General features: G+C 62.8%; 19 protein-coding genes and 5 pseudogenes. All 24 read left to right on the top strand.

Annotation, left to right across the window (positions count from 1 at the left end; genetic code table 11):
- The 24 genes and pseudogenes from ACSKB8_RS36380 (at nt 1) to dhaK (ending at nt 21,986) form a co-directional block, all read left to right on the top strand.
- Complete coding sequence (locus tag ACSKB8_RS36380; RefSeq protein ID WP_370986662.1) at nt 1–873, top strand: branched-chain amino acid ABC transporter permease; 873 nt, start codon at nt 1–3, stop codon at nt 871–873.
- A gap of 44 nt (nt 874–917) precedes the next feature.
- Nucleotides 918–1,904 (top strand): branched-chain amino acid ABC transporter permease, encoded by a 987-nt coding sequence (locus ACSKB8_RS36375; RefSeq protein WP_438110807.1) that lies wholly within the window; start codon nt 918–920, stop codon nt 1,902–1,904.
- Nucleotides 1,901–2,672: pseudogene (locus tag ACSKB8_RS36370) on the top strand (ABC transporter ATP-binding protein). Before ACSKB8_RS36375 ends, ACSKB8_RS36370 begins: the two are co-directional and overlap by 4 nt.
- Nucleotides 2,665–3,404: pseudogene (locus tag ACSKB8_RS36365) on the top strand (branched-chain amino acid ABC transporter ATP-binding protein). Before ACSKB8_RS36370 ends, ACSKB8_RS36365 begins: the two co-directional pseudogenes overlap by 8 nt.
- Before the next feature lie 60 nt (nt 3,405–3,464).
- The gene (locus ACSKB8_RS36360; protein WP_438109355.1) at nt 3,465–4,499 is read left to right on the top strand and encodes an aminotransferase class I/II-fold pyridoxal phosphate-dependent enzyme; all 1,035 of its coding nucleotides are present in this window, start codon (nt 3,465–3,467) and stop codon (nt 4,497–4,499) included.
- Between the two features lie 48 nt (nt 4,500–4,547).
- Nucleotides 4,548–4,673, top strand: a complete 126-nt coding sequence (locus ACSKB8_RS36355; RefSeq protein ID WP_438109354.1) for a hypothetical protein — start codon at nt 4,548–4,550, stop codon at nt 4,671–4,673.
- Between the two features lie 124 nt (nt 4,674–4,797).
- A complete protein-coding gene (gene nac / locus ACSKB8_RS36350; protein ID WP_438109353.1) occupies nt 4,798–5,736 on the top strand; it encodes a nitrogen assimilation transcriptional regulator NAC in 939 nt (312 codons plus the stop codon).
- Between the two features lie 243 nt (nt 5,737–5,979).
- The gene (locus ACSKB8_RS36345; protein WP_438109352.1) at nt 5,980–8,046 is read left to right on the top strand and encodes a hydantoinase/oxoprolinase family protein; all 2,067 of its coding nucleotides are present in this window, start codon (nt 5,980–5,982) and stop codon (nt 8,044–8,046) included.
- 12 nt (nt 8,047–8,058) lie between these two features.
- Nucleotides 8,059–9,741 (top strand): hydantoinase B/oxoprolinase family protein, encoded by a 1,683-nt coding sequence (locus tag ACSKB8_RS36340; RefSeq protein ID WP_438109351.1) that lies wholly within the window; start codon nt 8,059–8,061, stop codon nt 9,739–9,741.
- Nucleotides 9,742–9,748: 7 nt separating this feature from the next.
- A complete protein-coding gene (locus ACSKB8_RS36335; protein ID WP_438109350.1) occupies nt 9,749–10,552 on the top strand; it encodes an SDR family NAD(P)-dependent oxidoreductase in 804 nt (267 codons plus the stop codon).
- Nucleotides 10,553–10,566: 14 nt separating this feature from the next.
- On the top strand, nt 10,567–11,268 hold the full coding sequence (locus tag ACSKB8_RS36330; protein ID WP_438109349.1) for an HpcH/HpaI aldolase family protein: 702 nt from the start codon (nt 10,567–10,569) through the stop codon (nt 11,266–11,268).
- Nucleotides 11,269–11,303: 35 nt separating this feature from the next.
- Nucleotides 11,304–11,590 (top strand): annotated as a pseudogene (locus tag ACSKB8_RS36325) (SDR family NAD(P)-dependent oxidoreductase); the annotation flags it as partial.
- A gap of 379 nt (nt 11,591–11,969) precedes the next feature.
- Nucleotides 11,970–13,304 (top strand): ABC transporter substrate-binding protein, encoded by a 1,335-nt coding sequence (locus ACSKB8_RS36320; protein WP_438109348.1) that lies wholly within the window; start codon nt 11,970–11,972, stop codon nt 13,302–13,304.
- Nucleotides 13,305–13,405: 101 nt separating this feature from the next.
- On the top strand, nt 13,406–14,365 hold the full coding sequence (locus tag ACSKB8_RS36315) for a carbohydrate ABC transporter permease (RefSeq protein ID WP_438109347.1): 960 nt from the start codon (nt 13,406–13,408) through the stop codon (nt 14,363–14,365).
- On the top strand, nt 14,362–15,315 hold the full coding sequence (locus ACSKB8_RS36310) for a carbohydrate ABC transporter permease (protein WP_438109346.1): 954 nt from the start codon (nt 14,362–14,364) through the stop codon (nt 15,313–15,315). The genes ACSKB8_RS36315 and ACSKB8_RS36310 overlap by 4 nt, the downstream gene beginning before the upstream one ends.
- Nucleotides 15,312–15,524, top strand: a complete 213-nt coding sequence (locus ACSKB8_RS36305) for a hypothetical protein (RefSeq protein WP_438109345.1) — start codon at nt 15,312–15,314, stop codon at nt 15,522–15,524. The genes ACSKB8_RS36310 and ACSKB8_RS36305 overlap by 4 nt, the downstream gene beginning before the upstream one ends.
- 6 nt (nt 15,525–15,530) lie before the next feature.
- The gene (locus ACSKB8_RS36300) at nt 15,531–16,628 is read left to right on the top strand and encodes an ABC transporter ATP-binding protein (protein ID WP_438109344.1); all 1,098 of its coding nucleotides are present in this window, start codon (nt 15,531–15,533) and stop codon (nt 16,626–16,628) included.
- Nucleotides 16,621–17,628 (top strand): ABC transporter ATP-binding protein, encoded by a 1,008-nt coding sequence (locus ACSKB8_RS36295; RefSeq protein ID WP_438109343.1) that lies wholly within the window; start codon nt 16,621–16,623, stop codon nt 17,626–17,628. Before ACSKB8_RS36300 ends, ACSKB8_RS36295 begins: the two co-directional genes overlap by 8 nt.
- Nucleotides 17,625–18,238: pseudogene (gene dhaL / locus ACSKB8_RS36290) on the top strand (dihydroxyacetone kinase subunit DhaL). Before ACSKB8_RS36295 ends, dhaL begins: the two are co-directional and overlap by 4 nt.
- Nucleotides 18,235–18,621, top strand: coding sequence for a dihydroxyacetone kinase phosphoryl donor subunit DhaM (gene dhaM / locus ACSKB8_RS36285; protein WP_027557143.1), 387 nt, complete (start codon nt 18,235–18,237; stop codon nt 18,619–18,621). The pseudogene dhaL and the gene dhaM overlap by 4 nt, the downstream one beginning before the upstream one ends.
- Nucleotides 18,614–18,928 (top strand): HPr family phosphocarrier protein, encoded by a 315-nt coding sequence (locus tag ACSKB8_RS36280; RefSeq protein WP_438109342.1) that lies wholly within the window; start codon nt 18,614–18,616, stop codon nt 18,926–18,928. The genes dhaM and ACSKB8_RS36280 overlap by 8 nt, the downstream gene beginning before the upstream one ends.
- Nucleotides 18,906–20,531 carry a phosphoenolpyruvate--protein phosphotransferase gene (gene ptsP, locus ACSKB8_RS36275; RefSeq protein ID WP_438109341.1) on the top strand — a complete coding sequence of 542 codons (1,626 nt, stop codon included), beginning with the start codon at nt 18,906–18,908 and terminating at the stop codon, nt 20,529–20,531. Before ACSKB8_RS36280 ends, ptsP begins: the two co-directional genes overlap by 23 nt.
- The gene (locus tag ACSKB8_RS36270) at nt 20,528–20,959 is read left to right on the top strand and encodes a hypothetical protein (RefSeq protein ID WP_370986680.1); all 432 of its coding nucleotides are present in this window, start codon (nt 20,528–20,530) and stop codon (nt 20,957–20,959) included. The genes ptsP and ACSKB8_RS36270 overlap by 4 nt, the downstream gene beginning before the upstream one ends.
- A gap of 38 nt (nt 20,960–20,997) precedes the next feature.
- Nucleotides 20,998–21,986: pseudogene (gene dhaK, locus ACSKB8_RS36265) on the top strand (dihydroxyacetone kinase subunit DhaK).
- Nucleotides 21,987–22,609: the final 623 nt, after the last annotated feature.

Genomic DNA, 22,609 nt, shown 5'->3' with positions numbered 1-22,609 from the left:
ATGTTCTACACGATCATCGAACAGGTCGTTAACGGCATCGTTTCCGGATCGGTCTACGCGATCGTTGCCGTCGGCATGACGATGATCTTCGGCGTCCTGCGAGCCATCAATTTCGCCCACGGCGAATACTACATGCTCGGGACCTTCGGGGCCTGGTTCGCGATAGACTATTTCGATCTGCCCTATCCGGTCGCGGTCGTGATCGGCGTGGTTGCGACGGCGGTCATCGCCGTCGTGGTCGGCAACTTCGTGATGCAGCGGATAGTAGGCGCGCCGGCCGAAGCCGGCGTTCTCGCCACGCTCGGCGTCGCGCTGATCCTGCAGAACACGGTCATCCTGCTGTTCGGCGGCAGCTACAAGTTCTTCTCCGGCGGTTACATCGAGCCGGTGAGCGTTCTTGGCTTCACCCTGGCCGAACAGCGTATTCTGATCATCATCGTCGGTCTGATCGTGTTCGTCGGGCTCGAGTTGATGGTCACCTACAGCCGGATGGGCAAGGCCATGCGCGCGGTCTCCCAGAACATCGAGTGCTGCGCGGTGGTGGGTATCGATGTTCGCCACATCGCGCTGTGGACGTTCATCCTCGGAGCCTGTCTTGCCGCGCTTTCGGGCGTGCTGACGGCGCCGGTGAACGTGAGCGTCTACGGCGGCATGGGCGAGCTGATCACCTTCAAGACGCTGCCGATCATCATCATGGGTGGGCTCGGCAACGTGCGCGGCACGTTCGTCGCCGCCATGATCCTTGGTATCGCCGAGAGCCTGGTCGCCACCTATGTCGGCCTGCAATTCCGCGACACGGTCGGCTTTGCGACCCTGATGCTGATCTTGATGTGGCGTCCCCACGGGCTCTTTTCCGCGCAGGCGCGCTTCTAGATCGGGGGTGATGACAGGTGAGCGAGATCGCCCGAGAGCCGAACATGACGCCCGCTGAACTCTCAGCCGCGACGACGGGACGGGATCTCCGCCTTCCCGTCGGTCTCGCGCTCGCGGCGCTGACCTGTGTCGCGCCGCTATTTCTCGGCAACTATCCGTTGCACGCGATGATCATCGCGCTGATCTTCCTGTTGCCGGCGCACGGGCTCAACCTGCTGCTCGGCTATACCGGGCTGCTGTCGCTGGCGCAAGCCGCCTTCTTCGGCATCGGCGCCTACACGTCCGCGCTGCTCGCGGTGCATTTCGGCACACCTTTCTATGTGAACTTCCTGGCCGCGGGACTTGCGGCCGGTGCCATTGCGCTGCCGCTCGGCATTCCGGCGCTACGGCTGCGCGCGACGTCGTTCGTGATGTGCACGCTGGGTTTCGTCATCATCGGCCAAGCCATCGCCAAGAACTGGATCAGCCTGACGCGCGGCGACATGGGGTTGGCGGCCATTCCCAAGCCCTACTTTGCGCTGGGGCCGGCTTCGTTCACCGTCTCCGGCACGGTCGGCTTCTATTATCTGGTCCTGGCCATCGCCGCGATTGCCACGCTGCTCGCCTACCTCATCGTTCGCTCGCCGGCGGGGCGGAACATGATCGCGATCCGCGAGAACGAAACGCTGGCTGAATCCGTCGGCATCCCGACCTGGCACTACAAGCTGGTCGTGTTCATGATCAGCGCCGCCTTCGCCGGCCTCGGTGGCAGTCTCTATGCGCACTACCTGACCGTCGTCAGCCCGCTCACCTTCCAGATGTACTATTCGACGACGATGCTGATCATCGTGCTCGGCGGCGGGGCGGGGACCATTTCGGGCGTCATCTTCGGCAGCCTGCTGTTCGTCGGGCTCACGGAAGCACTTCGCGTGACGCCGGAGCTGCGCATGATCGCCTATGGCTTCTTCCTGCTCGGGCTCGTCTTCTGGTTTCCGAGCGGGTTCGCGCCGCTCATCGGCCGTTTCTGGTCCTTCCTCGAGAGGCGCAAATGACCGGGCTCCCGATCCTCGACATCTCCGGCCTCTGCAAGTCTTACGGCGCCATTCGTGCGGTCGACGGGGTCGACCTTCACGTGGACCGCGGAGAGATTTGCGGACTCATCGGCCCAAACGGCTCCGGCAAGTCCACCTTCTTCGATTGCGTGACGGGGCTCGCCAAGCCCAACGCGGGGGCGGTGAAGCTCGATGGTCAGGACATCACGGGCTGTTCGCTGAACGACATCGCCCGCGAAGGTCGCATGCTGCGCTCGTTCCAGAAGACGGTGGTATTCGGCGCGCTGGACGTCGAGGAGAATCTCGTCATCGCCGGCCAGATGTTCACCTTCCCCGGCATCTGGTCGACCTTCGGCGTCGGATCCGCGGCCCGCAATCGAGTTCGCGGCGCTGCGGGAGCGCGCGCGAGAGCTGATCAAGATCGCCGGCCTCTGGGACGTGCGATTCCAGCTGGCGGGTAAGCTGTCGGGCGGTCAGCAGAAGCTGATCCAGTTCGCCTCCATGCTAATGCCGGAGCCAAAACTCATTCTGCTCGATGAGCCGATGGCCGGTATCAATCCGAAGCTAATCGAGCGCGTGGTCGAGAGCATCCGTCTCGCCAACACCTCCTTCGGCGTCAGTTTTCTCATCATCGAGCACAATATCGACGTGGTGACGAGCCTCTGCAAGCGCGTCGTCGTGCTCGACCAGGGGCGCAAACTTGCGGAAGGCACGCCGGACGACATCGTCCAGAACCAGGCGGTCCGGGAGGCCTATCTCGGTGGCTGAACCCTCACTCTCGATCAAGGGATTGCGCGCCGGCTACGGCTTGCTCGACATCCTCAACGGCGTCGATCTCGACGTTCCCCAGGGGCAGTTCGTGGCGCTAATGGGCCCGAACGGCGCCGGCAAGTCGACGCTCTTGAAGACGCTCTATGGCATGACGACCATCAAGGGCGGCAGCATCAACTGGCGTGGCAAGGAGATCACATCCTACAAGTCGCGCGCGATCCTGGCGGAGGGCATTTCGTGGGTGCCGCAGGGGCGCTGCAACTTTCCCGTGATGACCGTGGACGAAAATCTCCAGATGGCCGCCTATACGTTGCGTGACAGTCAGGTGAGGGCCGAGCGGGACTATGTCTACGACCTGTTCCCGATCCTGAAGACACGACGCAATACGCTCGCCGGAAATATGTCCGGCGGCGAGCAGCAATTGCTGGAGGTGGCCATGGCCGTGCTTCAGCGCCCAAGATTCTGCTGGTCGACGAGCCGTCCGTGGGACTTTCGCCGAGCGCTATCGGGATTGTCTTCGACGAGCTGCTCCGCATCAACGCGAGCGGTCAGACCATCCTGCTCGTCGAGCAGAACACCAAGAAGGCCATGGAGGTCGCCCAGCGCGCCGTCATCCTGCGCCTCGGCAAGGTGATCTGGGACGGCAGGCCTGCGGATATCACCCACGACGAGCTCGGCGAGCTGTTCCTCACGGGCCGCATGCGCGGCGAAATCGAGGTCGAGCACTAGAATTCACGGCGTTCGCCGCGAGCGGGCGCGGACACATTCGAAACCCAAAGGACGACCAAAGTGACGATTTTCGTGCCGGCTGCGCGCGTCTCGCGCATCAAGATCTCCCCCACGACGGCAGCTTCCGCGCGGGTTCGCGAGCTGAAGGCGGCCGGACGCGACATCATCGACATGGCGATCGGCGAGCCGGATTTCGACACGCCCGATCACGTCAAGACAGCGGCGCATGAGGCGATCGACCGCGGAGAGACGAAATACACCGCGGTGAACGGCACCGTCGCGCTGCGCAAGGCGATCGTCGCCGACTACAAGCGGCGCCTTGGATTGGAATACGCAGACAACGAGATCTGCGTCGGCGGCGGCGCGAAGCAGATCCTGTTTCTTGCGCTGATGGCGAGCGTGGAGGAGGGGACGGAAGTCATCATCCCCGCACCCTATTGGGTCTCCTATCCCGACATGGTCATTGCCAACGATGGCAAGCCGGTCATCGTGCGCTGCTCCGAAAACCAAGGCTTCAAGCTGACGGCGGAGGCGCTCGAGGCCGCCATCACGCCGAAAACCCGCTGGCTGATCCTCAATGCGCCCTCCAATCCGACGGGCGCGGCGTATTCGCGATCGGACCTGCAGGCGCTCGGCGAAGTGCTGCTGCGCCATCCGAATGTGATGGTGCTCTCCGACGACATCTATGACCAGATCTGGTACCGCGACGAGCCGGCAACCACGTTGGCGGCTGCCGTCCCCGCCCTGAAGGAACGCGTTCTGCTCGCCAACGGTGTCTCCAAGACCTATGCCATGACCGGATGGCGGATCGGCTACGCCGCGGGCCCGGCGCCTTTGATTGCCGCGATCAACAAGCTGCAGTCGCAGATCTCGTCTTGCCCCTCATCGATCAGCCAGGCGGCTGCCGCCCATGCGCTCACCAGCGACCAATCGTTCGTGCGCAATAGCGTCAAGCTCTACAGGGAACGTCGCGACTACGCGTGCGCACGGCTGAATGCGATCCCAGGCCTGTCCTGTCTCGTGCCGGATGGGGCGTTCTATCTCATCCCGGATGCGCCGGGGTCATCGGCAAGACCACGCCGGACGGCAAGGTGATCAAGAACGATCTCGATTTCGTGCTCTATCTGCTGAGACGACGTCGGCGTGGCGGCCGTGCAGGGCACGGCTTACGGGCTCTCGCCGTATTTCCGTTTGTCGATTGCGACCTCGATGGAGGCGATCAAGGAAGCCTGCGACCGCATCGAGAAGGCCTGCAAGGCGCTATCCTGAGCGCGGGGCGCGCGGCTGCATCCGAAAACCGGGCCGTATCGGCAAGAATCTCATTGAAATCAATAGGCTAGATAAAGGATAGTGCCGCTCCAGACTGTTTTTTCAGGACCAGCGTTCGGCCCCTATGAGCGTCGATTTCAGGAAGCTGAAGAGCTTTGTCAAAGTCGTTGACGCCGGCAGCGTTTCGCGCGCCGCCGGCCTATTGCGGACCGCACAGCCGGCGCTGTCGCAGCAGATCGCTGCTCTTGAAAGCCATTTCAAGCACAAGCTGCTTCTGCGCAGCAATCACGGCATCGTCCCGACCGAAGCGGGGCTCATTCTCTATCGCCATGCCCAACTGCTCCTGAAGCAGATCGAGCAGGCCCAGATCGACATCGATCAATCAACCAAGGCGTTGGCCGGGCGCGTTTCCATCGGTCTCGCGACCTATTCGGCATCGAGCACGTTGTCGCTGCCGATCCTGAAGGAGATGTCGGCGCTGCATCCGCAGATCATCGTCCATATCAACGATAGTTTCGGCCATGTGCTCAGCGAGCTCATCATGACCGGCAAGATGGATATGGCCATGATCTACGGCTCCGGTCCCATCAAGGGCGTCAAGCTTCAGCCGTTGTTTCGGGAGGAGCTGTATTTGGTCTCCCGAGTTGATCCGACGGTGAAGAAGCAGGCGGATGAGCCGCTCCCGCTTTCGGCGCTCGCCGACGTCAAGTTGCTGCTGCCGAGCCAGGGCCATTTCCTCCGACGCCTGATCGACGAATCGCTGGCGCGGGCGCGGGTGACGCCGAATGTCGCCTCGGAAATCGAATCCGTGTCGGCGCTCGGAGCGGCGGTCACCGAAGGGCTTGGCTCGACCATCCTGCCGGCGTCCGTGGCCGCCAGCGCATCGAGCTTTGGCAGCATTGAGGTCCGGAGGCTCGTTCGTCCCGCCATCGAGGCGACCGTTTCGTTGTGTGTGTCCGATCACCTTCCGCTCTCGGAGCCCGCCTTGGCGACGCGATCCGTGCTTCTCACGGTCGTGGAAAAGTTGATGCGCAGCCATCCGCAGGGCATTCGCTCCGTCTAAACGGAAAATCCATTTGGGCTCCCTCGGCTATTGTCGCCTCTCCGCGGCCGAACGTTGCTGTGCCTACGCCATAAGCAAAACCTATGGCGGCAGACCGGAGTTATGTTGGCCAGCAGCGGGTGCATTTCCTACCCTCACAGCCATCGTCGAAGCCGGCGTTCTCGATTCACGTCTTGATCGTACGGTTCAGCAGACAGATCGGAAATCCCCGTCATCTGCACGACGATCGCTTCGAGGAAAAAGATGGCCAAGCTCGCATTCGATACCGGAGGAACGTTTACAGATTTCGCATTGCTTGACGACCAAGGCGAACTGCATCTCCACAAGGTGCTGAGCACGCCGAATAATCCTGCCGAAGCCGTCGTTCGCGGTGTGACCGAATTGCTCGAGCAGTTTGGCGACGTGGTCGATCTCGGCAAGCTCCAGGTGTTGGGGGCGACCACGGTGGTCACCAATGCCGTGCTGGAGCGCAAAGGTGTCAAGACCGGGTTCATCTCGACGGCCGGCTTCCAGGACATGCTGCGCATCCGCAACGAGGGGCGCTATGACCTCTACGACCTGAACCTCAAGTATCCCGATCCGCTGATCACACGCGCCCACAGCTTTGGCGCGGTGGAACGCATCACGGCGAATGGCGAGGTCATAACGGCGCTGAAGGAGGAGACCGTCCGCGAGATCGCCGGCCGGCTGCGCGACGAAGGCATCAAGTCCGTCGCCGTGTGCCTGCTCCATGCCTACAAATATCCGGCGCACGAGCAGCGCATCGCGGCGCTGCTTCGGGAAGAAAACCCCGACGTCTTCGTGTCGCTGTCCTCGGACGTCTGCCCGGAGGTTCGCGAGTTCGATCGGGCCTCGACTACCGTGGTCAACGCCTATACGCGCCCGCAGATGTCGGGCCATGTCGCACACCTTGAGCGCGAATTTGCTGCGAAAGGTATCGATCGCCAGGTGCTCTGGATGACCTCGTCGGGTGGTCTCGTACCGAGTCATCGTGCCGCCGAGTTGCCGGTTCGCCTGATTGAATCGGGGCCGGCCGCCGGTGCCGTTGCGGCGGCACAGTTCGGTCGCATCGCAGGCGAGGGCAGCGTGCTGTCCTTCGACATGGGCGGCACCACCGCCAAATTGTGCCTGATCCCCAACGGCGAGCCGACGGTCGGGACGGACCTCGAGGTCGCGCACTATCATCGCTTCCGCAAGGGTTCGGGCTTTCCGCTGAAAATCCAGTCGATCCGCATGATCGAGATCGGCGCCGGTGGTGGCTCGATCGCCGCGAAGAATCCGCTTGGCCTCCTCGACGTCGGTCCGCGCTCGGCGGGCGCGCTCCCGGGACCCGCCGCCTATCAGCGCGGCGGCACCGAGCCGACCGTCACCGACGCCGATATTCTGCTCGGCTACATGGGTACCGAATCCTTCGTCGGCGGCTCGTTCAAGGTCTCCAAGGACGCGGCGCAGACGACCATGGCGAAGCTCGCGGCTTCCCTGGACGTCAGCGTTGCCCGCTGCGCCTGGGGCATTCACGACCTCGTCAATGAATCGATGAGCAAAGCCGCGGCCGTTCATGCGACCGATCTCGGCGTCGATCCGCGCAGCCTGCCGATGGTCGCCTTCGGCGGCGCGGGTCCCGTTCACGCCTATGGCATCGCGCGCAAGCTCGGCATCAAGCGCATCATCTGTCCGACGGGTGCCGGCGTCACCTCGGCGATCGGCCTGCTCATAGCGCCGGTCGCGGTCGACCTTTCGGCGAGCTTCCCGATGCAGGTCGATAACTGGGATTTCGACGCGATGGATCGGCTGCTCGGGGACCTCGCGGCGCAAGGCGCCGAAGTCGTCAGCGCCGCCGGCGTTGCGATGGAGACGATCAACAACACTTATACTGTTGATATGCGCCATGTCGGCCAGGGGCATGAGATCACGGTGGCCTTGCCGGATCGCAGCCTGCCGTCGAACGAATTTCTCGGTCAACTCCTCGACAATTTCTACAAACTGTATCGCGAGCTGTTCGGCCGGACTGTTGCGGGCTCCTCTGTCGAGGTCATCACGTGGCGCCTGCGCTCGAGCGGAGAGAAGGATCAGGTCGCCCGGCCGCATAGCAGGCAGACTGCGGAGGCCAGGAAGGGCACGCGCTCCGTCTACTTCAACGAGCTCGGCGGCTATACCGATACGCCGGTCTATGATCATTACAAACTGCCAGCCGGCCTGGAAATCCAGGGTCCCGCCATCGTCGAGCAGCGTGAGTCGACCGCGGTCGTGGGACCGAGTGGCGCCGCTCACGTCGACATCAACGGCAATCTCGTGATCAACATCGCCTAAGGACGACGCCTCATGTCCGTGAACGCCGCCGACTTCAACGATCCCATCAACCTCCAGGTGATGTGGAACAGGTTGATCTTCATCGCAGACCAGGCCGACATCGTGCTCGGCCGGACCGCGTTCTCGCCGATCGTGCGCGAGAACCACGACTACGTGACCGTGCTGATGGACAGCCGTGGCCGCGCACTCGCCCAATGCACCTGGTCGATTCCGGTGTTCATCTCATCGCTGCCGGTGGCCGCACAAAAGTACTTCCTGCCGAAGTTTCCGGCCGAGACCCTGCAGGAAGGCGACGTGCTCGCCACCAATGATCCCGAGATCGGCACGGGTCACCTCCCTGACGTGACGATGATCACGCCGATCTTCAAGAAGGGTAAGGTCGTGGCCTATGCCGGCTCGATCGCCCATCTGCCCGATATCGGCGGCGCTCCCTTGCATTCCGAAGCGAGCGACATCTTCGAGGAAGGCATACGCTTTCCGATCGTGAAGCTGCACAAGGCGGGCGTTCCCAACCAGGATGTGCTCGACATCATTGGGGCTTCCGTGCGCCTTCCGACCGAGGTGATAGGCGACCTGGAATCCATGATCGCTGCCAACAACGTCATGGGCCGCGAATTGCAGAAATTCCTCGACGAGTACGATCTCGACGGCATTGATGAGCTCGCGGACGCGATCCATTCTCGATCCGAGGCGCAGACCCGCAAGGCAATTCGGGAATGGCCGAACGGAACCTATACTGCAGAGGTCCTGCTCGACGGCTACGACACTGACGTGAAGCTCAAAGCGGCTGTCATCGTCCGCGACGATTCCATCCATGTCGACTACGCCGGGACGTCCGACCAGATCCTTCACTCGATCAATTGCCGGACCAATTATCGCTACGCCCATTCGGTCTACGCATTGAAATGCCTGCTCGATCCGGACACGCCGAACAACGAGGGGTGCATCACCCCGATTACCGACGAGGCGCCGCTTGGCTCGATCCTCAATCCGCAACAATGGACGGCGGGCAATTCGCGCAACCTGATTGGGCACGTCATTCCGTCGCTGATTTTCAAGGCGCTGGAGGGCGTGGTGCCGGGCAAGGTGATGGGCGACAGCGGCGGCGCGCCGATCTGGGCCGCCAACTGCGTCGGTCGGCGCGACGATGGTTCGCAATACGGCTCGGTGCAGAATTTCCACGGCGGGCAGGGTGCGCGTGCCGAATTCGACGGCCTCGATACGCTGAGCTTCCCGTCCAACTGCAAAGTCACGGCGATCGAGATGTTCGAGATTGCCGTGCCGGCGCTCACCGAGTGCAAGGAGCTGATCCCGGATTCCGGCGGAGCCGGAAAGACCCGCGGCGGTCTCGGCCAGCGCGTGGTGCTGCGCAACCTCGGTCGCAATCCCATGAACATTTATCTGGCGTCCGAGCGCGTGCGCCATCCCTGCTTTGGTGTCGTTGGCGGCCAGTCCGGCACTGCCGGCAAGGTGCACAAGAACGGTGAGCCACAGTTCCCCAAGGGCAGGGTCGTCCTGAAAACCGGCGATCGTCTCCAGGTCGAAACGCCCGGCGGCGGCGGGTGGGGCAAGACGTCCGAACGCAGTGCGGCATCGATCGAACTCGACCTCGCGGAAGGGTTGATTACGCCCGCGGCCGCGAGGCAGATTTACGGCTATCAACATTCAAGCCGGGCGGCGACGGCCGCCGAATAGGAGAGCCATGGGCCTGCTCGACGGAAAGATCGCACTCGTCACGGGTGCGGGAACGGGGATTGGGCGCGAGACCGCGATTCTGCTCGCCCAGGAAGGCGCGACGGTTGTCCTGACCGGGCGGCGTGTCGCGCCGCTGCAGGAGGTTGTGTCCGTGATCGAGAAGGTGGGCGGCAATGCCGTCGCTCGCGCGCTCGACGTTGCGTCGCGGGATGCGATCTTGGAAATCGTTGCCTGGGTCAAGGGCCATATCGGGTCGGTCGACATCCTCGTCAACAACGCCGGCAGTGCCAGCAAGGTGCCCAACGCGCGGTTCATCAGCGAGGCGGAGTGGAACGCTACGATCAACGTCAATCTTACCGCCGTGTTCAACCTGACGCAGGCCGTGCTGGAGGACATGATTGCCAGGAAGGAAGGCACGATCATCACGGTCTCCTCCCTGGCGGTCGTCAATCCGAACCTGCTCGGCGGAGCCGCCTACGGCGCGGCCAAGGCGGGCGTGAAGAACTTCATGACTTTCCTGCACAACACGTTTCGCAATCAGGGCATCCGTGCGACGACGATCCTCCCAGGCGAGACCGACACGCCGATCATGGATAATCGCGCCCGTGCGCCTTTGGATAGCGAACGCGCCGTGATGCTCAATCCGCACGACGTCGCGCGCGCGGTTCTGCTCTGCGCGAGCCTGCAAAAGGGCGCGATGATACCCGAGTTGCACATCTGCCCGACTTTCATGCGCGATACGTCCGCGGATATCGAGACGGCCCGCTGGGTCGGCGCGCCCGCGGGCCTCACCGACAAGCCGAAGAGCTAGAGAAGAGGATTCCCATGAACGGAGCCAAGTTGCGCGAGCGCCTTGCGAAGTGCGAGGCGGTCACCATGTTCACGCCGCATCACTCGTCCTCGGGACTGGCTGTCCGGCTGGTCGAGCTCGGAGCCGATGCCATCTTCCTCGATTGCGAGCACGGCACCTGGAGCTTTGAGGATGTGCGGGTCACGGCCCAAGCTATCCGCGGTGCCGGCGGCGCCGCGATCGTTCGCCCGCATTCCCATGAGCGGCCGGTCCTGATCCGCTATCTCAATGCCGGCGCCGACGGCCTGATGGTGCCGATGGTCGATACCGCAGACCAGGCGCGCGCGATCGTCGATGCGGTGCGCTATGCATGCCCGGCCGATCACGAGAGGCGGCTCGTCATTGCCATGATCGAGACGCCGAAGGCGATCGATGGCATCGACGAACTACTCGCGGTCGAAGGGATCGACGTGTTCTTCATCGGGCCCGGCGACCTCTCGCAGAACATGGGTTATCCGCCGGCGCCGCCGTTCGGGCAGCCGCGTCCGCAGGCCGTGATGGAGCGGGTTGCCTACGCCGTGAAGAAGATTTGCGCAGCGGGTAAGGTCGCTGGCACGCTCGTGACGTCGGACGAGTTGCCCTCCCTGCTCGAACAAGGTGTGCGGTATTTCTACATCCACTCCGACCCGTTCCTGCGTGTCGGTCTGGCCGGCATCAAGAAGTCGCTCGCTCGCTGAGTTCGGACGCCACACCCTGCTGTGAGAGAGAAGCCATGGCATTCGTATTGTTCAATCTCGCCGGGCGACGCGCGCTGGTTACGGGATCGGCGCAAGGGATTGGGCTTGCGATCGCGCGAGGGCTGGCCGAGCACGGCGCATCGGTCGTCCTGAATGACCGCGACCGCAATAAACTGGATGCGGCCGCGACGAGCATCAGAGCCGGCGGCCATGACGTCGCAGTCATAGCTCCGATGTAACCCGCGCCGAGGCCGTTCGCGGCGGGATCTCGCGCATTGAAGAGGCGATCGGGCCGATCGACATTCTCGTCAACAATGCCGGCTCCAGCACGTTGCTTACTGGTCGATGCCATTCATCTGAAGCTATCAAGCTAACTGTCATCACCTGGACCTGGTGATCAGCCTTGCTCCGGCGACGCTCCTGCTTGTCTGCAACAGCGATCAACTCGTGACGAAACCAAACTTGCCGGCGGCCGAGGGGATAACCAGCCAAGCTGCGCTTGCAATGTTTAGTAAATGGTGTTTCACTAAACAAATCGAGCCTGCCGGGCCTCTAGAATCCGGGTGGCGCGAGGAAACGCAAGTTTAGTTATTCAGCTCGTTACGGACTGTGTCGCTCTGCTCGAGGCATTCGAGCGGGTAGGAAAGCCGCGCCATGTCGATGGCCGGCCCACTCGGAGGGAACGTGTAATGAAACGGACAATGAAGACGCTTGTTGTGGCATGCGGAGCTGTTGCCGCCGCATTCGGTGTCGGAGCGGGGACGACCTCCGCGCAGGCGCAAGGCAAGACCATCACGCTGTGCTGGGCCGCATGGGACCCGGCCAACGCGCTGGTCGAATTGTCGAAGGACTTCACCGCCAAGTCCGGCATTGGTATGAAGTTCGAATTCGTGCCGTGGACCAATTACGCCGATCGCTTCCTGAACGAGCTCAATTCGCACGGCTCGCTCTGCGACCTCATCATCGGCGATTCACAATGGATCGGCGGCGCTGCGGAGAACGGCCAGTACGTCAAGCTCAATGATTTCTTCAAGAAGGAAGGAATCGGCATGGACGACTACATGCCGGCCACGGTGGTCGGTTATTCCGAGTGGCCGAAGAACACGCCGAACTACTGGGCGCTGCCGGCGATGGGCGATGCGGTGGGCTGGACCTATCGGAAGGACTGGTTCGCGCGGCCGGACGTGCAGAAAGATTTCAAGGCCAAGTACGGCCGCGATATCGCGGTGCCGAAGACGCTCGATGAGCTCAAGGACATCGCGCAATTCTTCCAGGGTCGTGAGATCGACGGCAAGAAGGTCTATGGCGCCTCGATCTATACCGAGCGTGGCTCCGAAGGCATCACGATGGGTGTCTCGAACTACCTCTACGACTACGGCTTCAAATACGACGATCCGAAGAAGCCCTATGCGATGGACGGGTTTGTGAACTCAGCCAGTGCCGTGAAGGGGCTCGAGGCCTACAAGGAGCTCTACAAGTGCTGCACGCCGCCCGGCGCCTCCAATTCCTACATGTCGGAGGGGCTTGACGCCTTCAAGTCCGGCCAAGTCGCCCTGCAGATGAACTTCTTTGCCTTCTTCCCGGGCCTCTACAAGGACCCGAATGTCGGCGGCGACAAGATCGGCTTCTTCGTCAATCCGGCCGGTCCCGCCGCACAGGCGACGCAGCTCGGCGGACAGGGCATCTCGGTCGTCTCCTACTCCAAGAACCAGGCCGAAGCGCTGCAATACATCAAATGGTTTTCCGGCGGCGACGTCCAGAAGAAGTGGTGGGCGCTCGGCGGCTATTCCTGCGCCAAGTCCGTGCTGAACGACCCGAGCTTCCCGAACAGCGCGCCCTTCGCCAAGGAGTTCCTGCAGTCGATGGGCATGGTCGTCGACTTCTGGGCCGAACCTTCCTACGCCCAGCTGCTGCAAGCCGAGCAGAAGCGCGTGCATGACTATGTGGTGGCCGACAAGGGCACCGCGCAGGAAGCGCTCGACGGTCTCGTGAAGGACTGGAAGGCGATCTTCAAGGAAGAAGGCAAGAAGTTCTGAAATCAGCTGCCCGGAGCGCGAGCGCTCGCGCTCCGGGTTTCCTTCGAGATGACCGGAATTCGTCGTAGTGTCGACGCCGGGTGCCAGGATCGGTCGCTGTAATGAATGAATTGAGTGCCTCTTCGCGGATCACCTATCGGGCCGTCCCGGTCCGGCCAGGCGTGGCGCGTCGTATCCGGGGCCTGTCGGACAGGACGCTCGCCTGGCTTTTCATCACGCCGACGATCGTGCTGCTGCTGGCGATCAATATCTTCCCGCTGCTCTGGACGATCTATCTGTCGTTCACGAACTACCGCGCCAACCGGGCCAACGTGCCGATGATCTGGCTGGGCGCCGACTGGTACCAGTCGATCCTGACCGATCCCGACATCTGGGCCGCGATGCAGGTGACGGCGCATTTCGTGATCTGGACGGTGGTGATCGAGACCGTCCTTGGATTTGGGCTTGCTTACCTCATCGACAAGAAATTCCGCGGCCACGGGATGTGGACCACGATCATCTTGCTGCCCATGATGCTGTCGCCCGCCGTCGTCGGCAATTTTTGGACGTTCTTGTACCAGCCGCAGATCGGACTGTTCAATTACGTGGTCGCCTTCTTCACCGGCCGTGCAGCCTCGTCCTTCCAGATGCTGGGCGACGTCACGCTGACCCCCTGGGCCATCGTTATCGTCGATGCGTGGATGTGGACGCCCTATGTGATGCTGATTTGTCTCGCAGGCCTGCGTTCGATCCCTGATTACATCTATGAGGCGGCGGAGGTCGACCGCGCGTCGAAATGGCGGCAGTTATGGTCGATCACGCTGCCGATGGCGTTGCCATTCATCATGCTTGCGGTGCTGTTCCGCGGCATCGAGAATTTCAAGATGTTCGACATGGTCAACCTGCTCACCGGCGGCGGGCCGGGATCGACCACGGAAGTCGCCTCGATCACGCTCAAGCGTGCGGCCTTCGAGAGCTGGCGCACCGGCTATTCCTCGGCCTTCGCGATCATCCTGTTCGTGACGGTCTTCGGCCTCGCCAATATCTACGTCAAGGCGCTGAACAAGGTGAAAAGCCGATGACATCAGCCACCACAGCCCATTCGGTCGTCGAGCCATCGGCCACGACGCGGCGCTTTGCCGGCACGCTGGTCGTGCTCTATGCCATCATCACCATGATCCCGCTGGTCTGGATCATGCTCACCGCGTTCAAGTCGCCTGACGATGCGATCTCCTATCCGCCCAAGGTGATGTTCAAGCCGTCGCTTGAAGGCTTCTGCAATCTGTTCACGACCCGCTCGCGCCAGACGCCGGAATTCATCCGCTCGCTGGAGCCGCCGCAGGGGCTTTGCGATAGTATCGCGCGCGACCGCAACATGGTGGTCGCAGGTCCCTCGAACTATGTGCCGCGCTTCGTCAACTCGCTGATCATCGCGTTCGGCTCGACGGTGCTCGCTGTCGCTTTGGGTACCTTGTCGGCCTACGGCTTCTCGCGCTTCCGCGTGCCGCTGAAGGACGATCTGCTGTTCTTCATCCTGTCGACCCGGATGATGCCGCCGATCGCGGTCGCAATCCCGATCTATCTGATGTACCGCACCATCGGTCTGTCGGACACAAGGCTCGGGATGATCTTGCTTTACACCTCGGTCAACGTCTCGCTCGCGGTTTGGCTGCTCAAGGGTTTCATCGACGAAATCCCGCGCGAGTACGAGGAAGCCGCGATGATCGACGGTTACACCCGCTTCCAGGCCTTCGTGAAGGTGGTGCTGCCGCAGGCCACCACGGGAATCGCGGCAACCGCGATCTTCTGCCTGATCTTCGCCTGGAACGAATACGCCTTTGCGGTGCTTCTCACCTCGGGCAACGCGCAGACGGCGCCGCCATTCATTCCGATCATCATCGGCGAGGGCGGACAGGATTGGCCCGCGGTCGCCGCCGGGACGACACTGTTCCTGGTGCCGATCGTGGTGTTCACGGTGCTTCTACGCAAGCATCTGCTGCGCGGCATCACCTTTGGAGCCGTTCGCAAATGAGTCTCGATCTCACCCCAACCATCGCACGTCATGGTCTCGCCGATCGCGTCCTGCGCCGCGGCCCGCTCGAAGCCATCGCGACGACGATCATCGCCGCCGGCGTCGTAATGCTGATGCAGCCATTGTCTCTGACATTGTATTCCTGGTCGTTTGCGACGACCCTGTTCGGCACGGTGATGTTCACCATCGTGTCCAAGGTCCGGGAGTAGGGCGCGATGGCACAGATCAAGGTCGAGGCGCTCGACAAATCCTTCGGTAACTTCCATGCGGTCAAGTCCGCCAGCTTCACGGTGGAGGACGGCCAGTTCCTTTGCCTGCTGGGCCCGTCCGGTTGCGGCAAGACCACGACGCTCCGCATGATCGCGGGGCTGGAGCTGCCGACGGCGGGCACAATCAGGCTCGACGGCGAGGACGTGACGATGAACCGCGCATCGGCGCGCGACATTGCCTTCGTGTTCCAGCTCTTTGCGCTCTATCCGCATATGAATGTCCGGCGCAACATAAGCTTTCCCCTGAAATGCGAGGGCATCGGTGCGGCCGAGCGCAACCGGCGGGTCGTCGAGGCCGCGCGCATCCTGCGGATCTCGCACCTTCTCGACCGCTCCGTCTCCGGCCTTGCCGGCGGCGACCGGCAGCGTGTTGCGCTGGGGCGGGCGATTGTGCGCAAGCCAAAATGCTTCCTGATGGACGAGCCGCTCGGCGCGCTCGATACCGAGATGCGCGAGGCCATGATTCATGAACTGCGCGCCCTGCACGACCGGCTCGGCGCGACGACCGTCTATGTTACGCATGATCAGCTCGAGGCCATGGCGATGGCTGACAGGATCGCGGTGATGAACAATGGCGTCGTCGAGCAGGTGGCGAGCCCGCGTGACATCTATGACCGGCCTGCTTCGCTGTTCGTCGCCGACTTCATCGGCTCGCCGCCCATGAATTTCCTGTCGTTCCGTGGCGGCCTGCAAACCGGCGCAGAGGCGATCAGGCTCGGCGAGCGCGATGTGGCAATTCCTGCGGTGCGGGAGGCGATGGCGGAAAGCGAGCTCGTGCTCGGGGTACGGCCCGAGCATGTGCGCTTTACCGATCGCGGCATGGTGCGCGGCGAAGTCTATGGCACGGAATATCTGGGCACGACGCAGATCGTGACCGTGACGACGCACTACGGTGCGCTCAAGGCCCGCTCACCCAGCAGCAGATCGTCTCGGACCGGCGAGACCGTCGGGTTCGACTTCCGGCCCGATACGCTGTCGATCTTCGACAAGGCATCCGGCCGGGCTATACGCACCGCGTTGCATGAAGGAGGCGCGCATGGCTGAGGTCGAGATCAACTCCGTCTCAAAGGCCTTCGGCAAGACTCACGCGTTGAGCGATCTGTCGCTGACCGTTGGTGACGGCGAGTTCGTGGCACTGCTCGGGCCGACCGGTGCCGGCAAGACCACGGCATTGCGCTTGATCGCCGGATTGGAGCAGCCGGATTCTGGCTCGATCCGCATCGACGGGCGCAACGTGACCGCCGATGCGCCGGCCGATCGCGACGTTGCCTTTGTCTTCCAGCAATATTCGCTGTATCCGCACCTCACCGTGTTCGAGAACATGGCCTTCGCGCTGCGCGCGCCGACGCGCCGTGTGCCCGAAGCTGACATCCGCGCGAAGGTGCAGGAGGTAGCGCGTCTGCTTCATATCGAGACCAAGCTTGACAACAAGGCGACGCAGCTGTCGGGCGGGCAGATGCAGCGCGTTGCGATCGGCCGGGCTCTGGTCCGTTCGCCCTCGATCTATCTGATGGACGAGCCGCTCTCCTCGCTGGATGCCAAGCTTCGCGGCGAGCTGCGCCTCGAGCTCAAGCGGATTCAGGTCGATCTCGGCGCGACGATCCTCTATGTCACCCACGATCAGACCGAGGCGATGACCATGGCGTCGCGTATCGGCGTGATCGAAGGCGGGCGGCTGATGCAGATCGGTACGCCGCGGGAGATTTACGAGAACCCGATCAACGCGCATGTCGCGGCGCGGCTGGGCCAGCCGGTGATCAATCTGCTGCCGGCGGCCCTGTTCGCCGGCGCGCCTGATGGCGCCGAGACGATCGGCGCGCGGACCGAGCATCTGACGATTGCGCGCGGCAGCGGCGACGTCTCGGCAACCGTCAAGCGCGTCGAACATCTCGGCGACCAGAGCCATCTCCATCTCGACGTCGCTGGTCGGCCGGTCGTGACCCTGGCGGATCCCGAGGTGGGCTTTGGCGCCGGGGACATTGTGTCGCTCCGTCTGAATAAACCGCTGTTTTTCGATGCGAAGGGCTGGAGGGTAGCGGCATGAGCCTTGATCGGGTAGCCAGGGAAAGATTGGTGCGAGCGCTGGCGGCGTCGGTGATCGAGCACGCGGACGAATTGACGAGCCTCGACCAGGCGATTGGCGATGGCGATCATGGGCTGAACATGAAGCGCGGTTTCGAAGCGGTGCTCGCGGCACTGCCGGGCCTTGCCGACAAGTCGCTCCCGGAAATGCTGAAGGCGATCGGAATGACCCTGGTCATGAAGGTCGGCGGTGCTTCGGGACCGTTGGTCGGAACTTTCTTCATGGAACTGGGCAAGGCCGTTCCAGAGCAGCCGAGCCGGGCTGATCTGGTTGCGGCAACGGAGAAGGCGATCGAGGCCGTCAAGGCGCGCGGCCGTTCCGAAGCGGGGCAGAAGACGCTGCTGGATGTCCTGGTGCCGGTGCACGCCTTGCTTGCGGCAGGCGGCGATGCCAGGTCGATCGCGGCCGAGGCGGCACAAGCGGCCGATCGCACCACGCCGATGCAGGCGATCCGCGGCCGCGCGTCGTTTCTTGGCGAACGCTCCATCGGTCATATGGACCGGGGGCGCGCTCGGCGTCCCTTCTGATCGGCGCAGCAGTTGAGACACTGGAGTTCGAGGTCAATACATGAGCAATGTCGGAATTGTCATCGTGTCGCATTCGCCGAAGATCGCGGAAGGCGCGGCCGATATGGTGCGCCAGATGGTTGGAGACGCAGTGCCGCTGGCCTGGACCGGTGGCGATGTCGATGGCGGGCTAGGTACGAATGTCGCAGGAATCCTCGAAGCGATCGAAACAGCCTGGTCACCAGCAGGCGTTGCGATCTTGGTCGATCTCGGCGGAGCCGAGACCAATTCCGAGATGGCGGTGGAGATGCTCCCTGAAGATCGGCGCGCGCGCGTCCTGGTCTGCAATGCCCCGGTCGTCGAAGGGGCTGTGATCGCTGCGACCGAGTCTTCGGGCGGCTCGTCGCTGGCCGCTGTCAAGCGCAGTGCGGAGGAATTCTATGCATGATGTCAACGCCAACCGGGCGGCTAAGAACTTTGCACGGCTGACCGCCTCGGCGGTTCTTGTCAATCCGGTCGGCCTGCACGCGCGGCCATCGGTAAAGCTGACGCAATGCGCGAAGGGTTTTGTCGCAAAGATCGAAATTGCCCTCGCTGCCGACGGGCCCTGGACCGATGCCAAGAGCCCGGTGAAGGTGATGCGTGTGAAGGCACCGCAGGGTGCGACGCTGCATTTCCGCATCGGTGGTCCGGATGGAGAGGCGGCACTCGCGGCCATGCTGGCGCTGGTCCATGACGGCTTCGGCGAGGCGTGAGATCGTGGGCGAGATCCATCTCACCGGTCATCCCGCATCGCCAGGCCTCGCCATCGGCCCGGTTGTCGTACTGACGAGTGCAGTGGCGAGCAGGGCGACGAAGGGTGATCCAGCTCAGGAAGCCGCAGCGTTGAGGGGGGCGATCGAGGTGGCAGCCGCAGAGCTCGCCGAATTGATCGCGACTGTTCATGGCGAGGCCGCGGAGATCCTGGAATTCCAGGTCGCGATGCTCGGTGACGATGCGCTTGCGGAGGGGGCTTATCAAGCTATTGCGGGCGGTACAGCTGCCGATGAGGCCTGGCGCGCGGCACTCGATGCGGAGATCGCCGGCTATCGCGCCGCGGATGAGGAATACTTCCGGGCCCGGGCCGCGGATCTGGTCGACATTCGTGACCGCGTGTTCGCGAGGCTGAATGGTACTGATGCGATCGCAAAGATCTCCGGCGATTCCGTCGTCACAGGTGATGATATTTCTCCGTCGACGTTCCTCGCCGTTGACTGGACCCGCGGCGGCGCCATTGCGCTCGCCAGCGGATCGCCGTCGTCGCATGTCGCGATGCTTGCACGGTCGCGCGGCGCTCCCATGGTGGTTGGATTGGGGCCATTGCCATGGAATGGGCAGCCGCCGTCACTGGCGCTGGTCGATGGCGACAACGGTACCGTAATCTTTGATCCCAAACCCGAGACGCGCCGCCGGTTCGAGCATCGCATGGCGGCAGCGAATGCCGCGCAGATTGCTGCCGACGCCGGGCGCCTCAAGCCGGCGGTGACGGCCGATGGCAGGCGCATCGCCGTCCTGCTTAATGTTGCCGCGCCTGAAGACCTTGCGAGCCTCGATCCCGCCATCTGCGACGGCATCGGCCTCGTGCGGACGGAGTTTCTGTTCGAGGGGTCGAGAGGCCTGCCCGGTGAGGATGCGCAATACGCGGTCTACCGCCGCATTCTCGAATGGGGCGCAGGACGGCCGGTGACGATCCGCACGCTTGATGCCGGCGGCGATAAGCCAATCCCGGGCCTGACGGTCGATGGCGAGCGCAATCCATTCCTGGGCTTGCGCGGAATCCGGCTCTCGCTGGCGCGGCCGGACGTGTTTCGTGTGCAGTTGCGAGCGCTGTGCCGGGCGGCCGTCCATGGGACGCTGAAGGTGATGTTGCCGATGGTCGCGGTCCCCGCGGAGCTTGACCGCGCCAACGCCATGCTGGATGCGGAGTTTGCAGCCCTCAAGGCAGAGGGCATCGCCTGCGCCCGGCCACCGCTCGGCATCATGGTCGAGGTCCCGTCGGCCGCGTTATGTGCAGAGGACTTCAGTGCGGCATTCTATTCCGTCGGGTCCAACGACCTGACCCAATACACAATGGCTGCGGCACGCGATATCGGCGCTGTCGCAGACCTCAACGATGCCGGCCATCCTGCGGTGCTGGCGCTGATTGCGCGGACGGTCGAGGCCGGACGCAAGCGTGGCGTCGAGGTCTCGCTCTGCGGCGATGCCGCGGCGGACACGCGTCTGACCAAGGCGTTGCTGACGACGGGCTTGACGACGCTCTCGGTCTCGCCGATTGCGGTGGCTAGGCTCAAGGCTGCCATCGCCGGGGTGACTGCATGACGGATGATAAAGACGAAGACACAAGCCGGCCGGGCGATAGCAATGTCGCGGATTACAAGCTTATCTTGCGCCGAGCGCTCGACAACCGACCATCCGGGACGCGGCTGAAGCTCGCGGCGGCGCTCGGCAAGAACCGCTCCTTCGTCAGCCAGATCACAAATCCGGCCTATCTGGTACCGATCCCGGCCAAGCATGTCGCGATCATCTTCGAGGTCTGCCATCTCTCGGGTGCCGAGCGTGCGGCTTTCCTCGAAGCCTATGGGCGCGCGCATCCGGGGCGGCTACGCGGCGCCCATCGCGAGGCGCGCACGCGCGTCGTTACTGTGACGGTGCCCGACCTCGGCGATGACAAGAAAAATCGCGCGCTGGAGCAGCTCATCGTCGACTTTGCTGCTCAGCTCGCGCGCTACGCCGAAAGCATCGGCTGACGAATTCGAACAGTAAAAAAGATAATCGGGAGGACGCCATGAAAAAACTGATCAACAGCGCCGACACGATGCTTGAAGAAGTCTCGACGGATTCGGCGGCGGCCCATGCCGATATCCTGCTGCTCGGCACTGAGCGGAAATTCGTGCGCCGTCGCAGCCTGAAGCCGGGCAAGGTCGCGCTCATCTCGGCGGCGGCTCCGGCCATGAACCGCTTCATGCGGGCTTCGTCGGCCACGGCATGCTCGATGCAGCCTGTCCGGGGCAGGTCTTCACGTCACCAACGCCGGACCAGATGATCGAGGCAGCCGAAGCCGTCGACACCGGAGCGGGCGTGCTCTTCATCGTCAAGAATTACGAAGGCGATGTGATGAATTTCACCATGGCCGCCGAGATGGCCGGGCGCGACGTCGCCAGCGTGGTAACCAACGACGACGTCGCGGTCGAGAAATCCACCTACACGACCGGCCGTCGCGGCGTCGCGGGAACGTTGATCGTGGAAAAGATGGTCGGCGCCGCCGCCGAAAAGGGCATGCCGCTCGCCGCGCTCAAGACGCTCGGCGATGGCGTTAATCAGCGCACCCGCTCGATGGGTGTGGCGCTGCTGCCGTGTACTGTTCCGGCAGCAGGCCGGCCGAACTTCACCCTGGCTGATAACGAAATGGAAATGGGTGTCGGTATTCACGGGGAGCCGGGGCGCCGCAGGGTGCCGCTGGCGTCCGCCGATGAAATCGCTGGCGAGATGCTCAATGCGATCCTAGATGACCTCGCACCAAGCAGGGGCAGCGAAGTCCTGCTTCTGGTTAACGGGTTCGGCGCAACGCCACTGATCGAACTCTATCTGATGGTCAATAGCGCCAAGCGCATTCTGGATGGGGCGGGCATCACGGCGACCCGTTTCCTGACGGGTTCTTATGTCACGTCGCTCGACATGGCCGGCGCCTCGATCACCGTCTCGGTGCTCGACAGCCAATCAAAGGAATTGTGGGACGCCCCGGTGCATACCGCAGCGATACGCTGGGGTATCTGATGGACGGGAGCGCAAGGTTAATCATGCGCGATGATAGGATAATCCTGAGGCTCGCTATGCGGCCGTCGGCCAAGTCGTTTGCCCCATAGACGCCATCGGTGGAGTGTAGAGTACTTTCTCCAAAGTTGATGACAGGGCGTTTTGCTCAAACCGGGCCGTCCTTGGCGTGACGCCCTGTTCGCTGCTGTATTATCGCCGCAGCGCGCCGCTCCAATGGCCGCCAGTTCCTAAGGGGCGCACCGGGCCGCGAATATACTCACATCGCGAAATGAGTATAAGCGAGACAGCCTGCGCACTCCTCCCCTCGTGTGCGTGACGTGTGCACTGAGAATCCGAAGGAGCGATTTCCGCTTCCAATTCATGCATATATGGTCCTAGAAGAGCCAAGCTGCGGAAGCCTCGTCAAACCAGATTTCTCAATCGGTCCAATAGCATGAAGGGTCGATCGGAGCGAAAATATCTCAGTAAAATGAACGGCTTAGATCGAAAATTTTCCACAGCCCCCATGATGGATTGGAGCGAGAGTTCAACTTGTTCAAAGGGTTAGAAGGCGGCGTGTGCACGACGTGTGCACCGGGAAATCAAGAAAAATCTCATGACAGCCAACGTGAGGGGGCGCCTAC

Source organism: Bradyrhizobium sp. BR 1432 (genome assembly GCF_051547705.1).
GTDB classification, from domain to species: Bacteria; Pseudomonadota; Alphaproteobacteria; order Rhizobiales; family Xanthobacteraceae; genus Bradyrhizobium; species Bradyrhizobium zhanjiangense.
This window is presented reverse-complemented; position numbering and strand designations above follow the sequence as displayed.

Excerpts from the sequence above, each read along its gene's own strand:
- ACSKB8_RS36340 (WP_438109351.1), top strand. The coding sequence starts at position 8,059 with ATGTCCGTGAACGCCGCCGACTTCAACGATCCCATCAACCTCCAGGTG.
- ACSKB8_RS36330 (WP_438109349.1), top strand. The coding sequence starts at position 10,567 with ATGAACGGAGCCAAGTTGCGCGAGCGCCTTGCGAAGTGCGAGGCGGTC.
- nac (WP_438109353.1), top strand. The coding sequence starts at position 4,798 with ATGAGCGTCGATTTCAGGAAGCTGAAGAGCTTTGTCAAAGTCGTTGAC.
- ACSKB8_RS36345 (WP_438109352.1), top strand. The coding sequence starts at position 5,980 with ATGGCCAAGCTCGCATTCGATACCGGAGGAACGTTTACAGATTTCGCA.
- ACSKB8_RS36270 (WP_370986680.1), top strand. The coding sequence starts at position 20,528 with ATGACGGATGATAAAGACGAAGACACAAGCCGGCCGGGCGATAGCAAT.
- ACSKB8_RS36300 (WP_438109344.1), top strand. The coding sequence starts at position 15,531 with ATGGCACAGATCAAGGTCGAGGCGCTCGACAAATCCTTCGGTAACTTC.
- dhaM (WP_027557143.1), top strand. The coding sequence starts at position 18,235 with ATGAGCAATGTCGGAATTGTCATCGTGTCGCATTCGCCGAAGATCGCG.
- ACSKB8_RS36320 (WP_438109348.1), top strand. The coding sequence starts at position 11,970 with ATGAAGACGCTTGTTGTGGCATGCGGAGCTGTTGCCGCCGCATTCGGT.
- ACSKB8_RS36295 (WP_438109343.1), top strand. The coding sequence starts at position 16,621 with ATGGCTGAGGTCGAGATCAACTCCGTCTCAAAGGCCTTCGGCAAGACT.
- ACSKB8_RS36380 (WP_370986662.1), top strand. The coding sequence starts at position 1 with ATGTTCTACACGATCATCGAACAGGTCGTTAACGGCATCGTTTCCGGA.
- ACSKB8_RS36375 (WP_438110807.1), top strand. The coding sequence starts at position 918 with ATGACGCCCGCTGAACTCTCAGCCGCGACGACGGGACGGGATCTCCGC.
- ptsP (WP_438109341.1), top strand. The coding sequence starts at position 18,906 with ATGACGGCTTCGGCGAGGCGTGAGATCGTGGGCGAGATCCATCTCACC.
- ACSKB8_RS36315 (WP_438109347.1), top strand. The coding sequence starts at position 13,406 with ATGAATGAATTGAGTGCCTCTTCGCGGATCACCTATCGGGCCGTCCCG.
- ACSKB8_RS36305 (WP_438109345.1), top strand. The coding sequence starts at position 15,312 with ATGAGTCTCGATCTCACCCCAACCATCGCACGTCATGGTCTCGCCGAT.
- ACSKB8_RS36310 (WP_438109346.1), top strand. The coding sequence starts at position 14,362 with ATGACATCAGCCACCACAGCCCATTCGGTCGTCGAGCCATCGGCCACG.
- ACSKB8_RS36280 (WP_438109342.1), top strand. The coding sequence starts at position 18,614 with ATGCATGATGTCAACGCCAACCGGGCGGCTAAGAACTTTGCACGGCTG.
- ACSKB8_RS36335 (WP_438109350.1), top strand. The coding sequence starts at position 9,749 with ATGGGCCTGCTCGACGGAAAGATCGCACTCGTCACGGGTGCGGGAACG.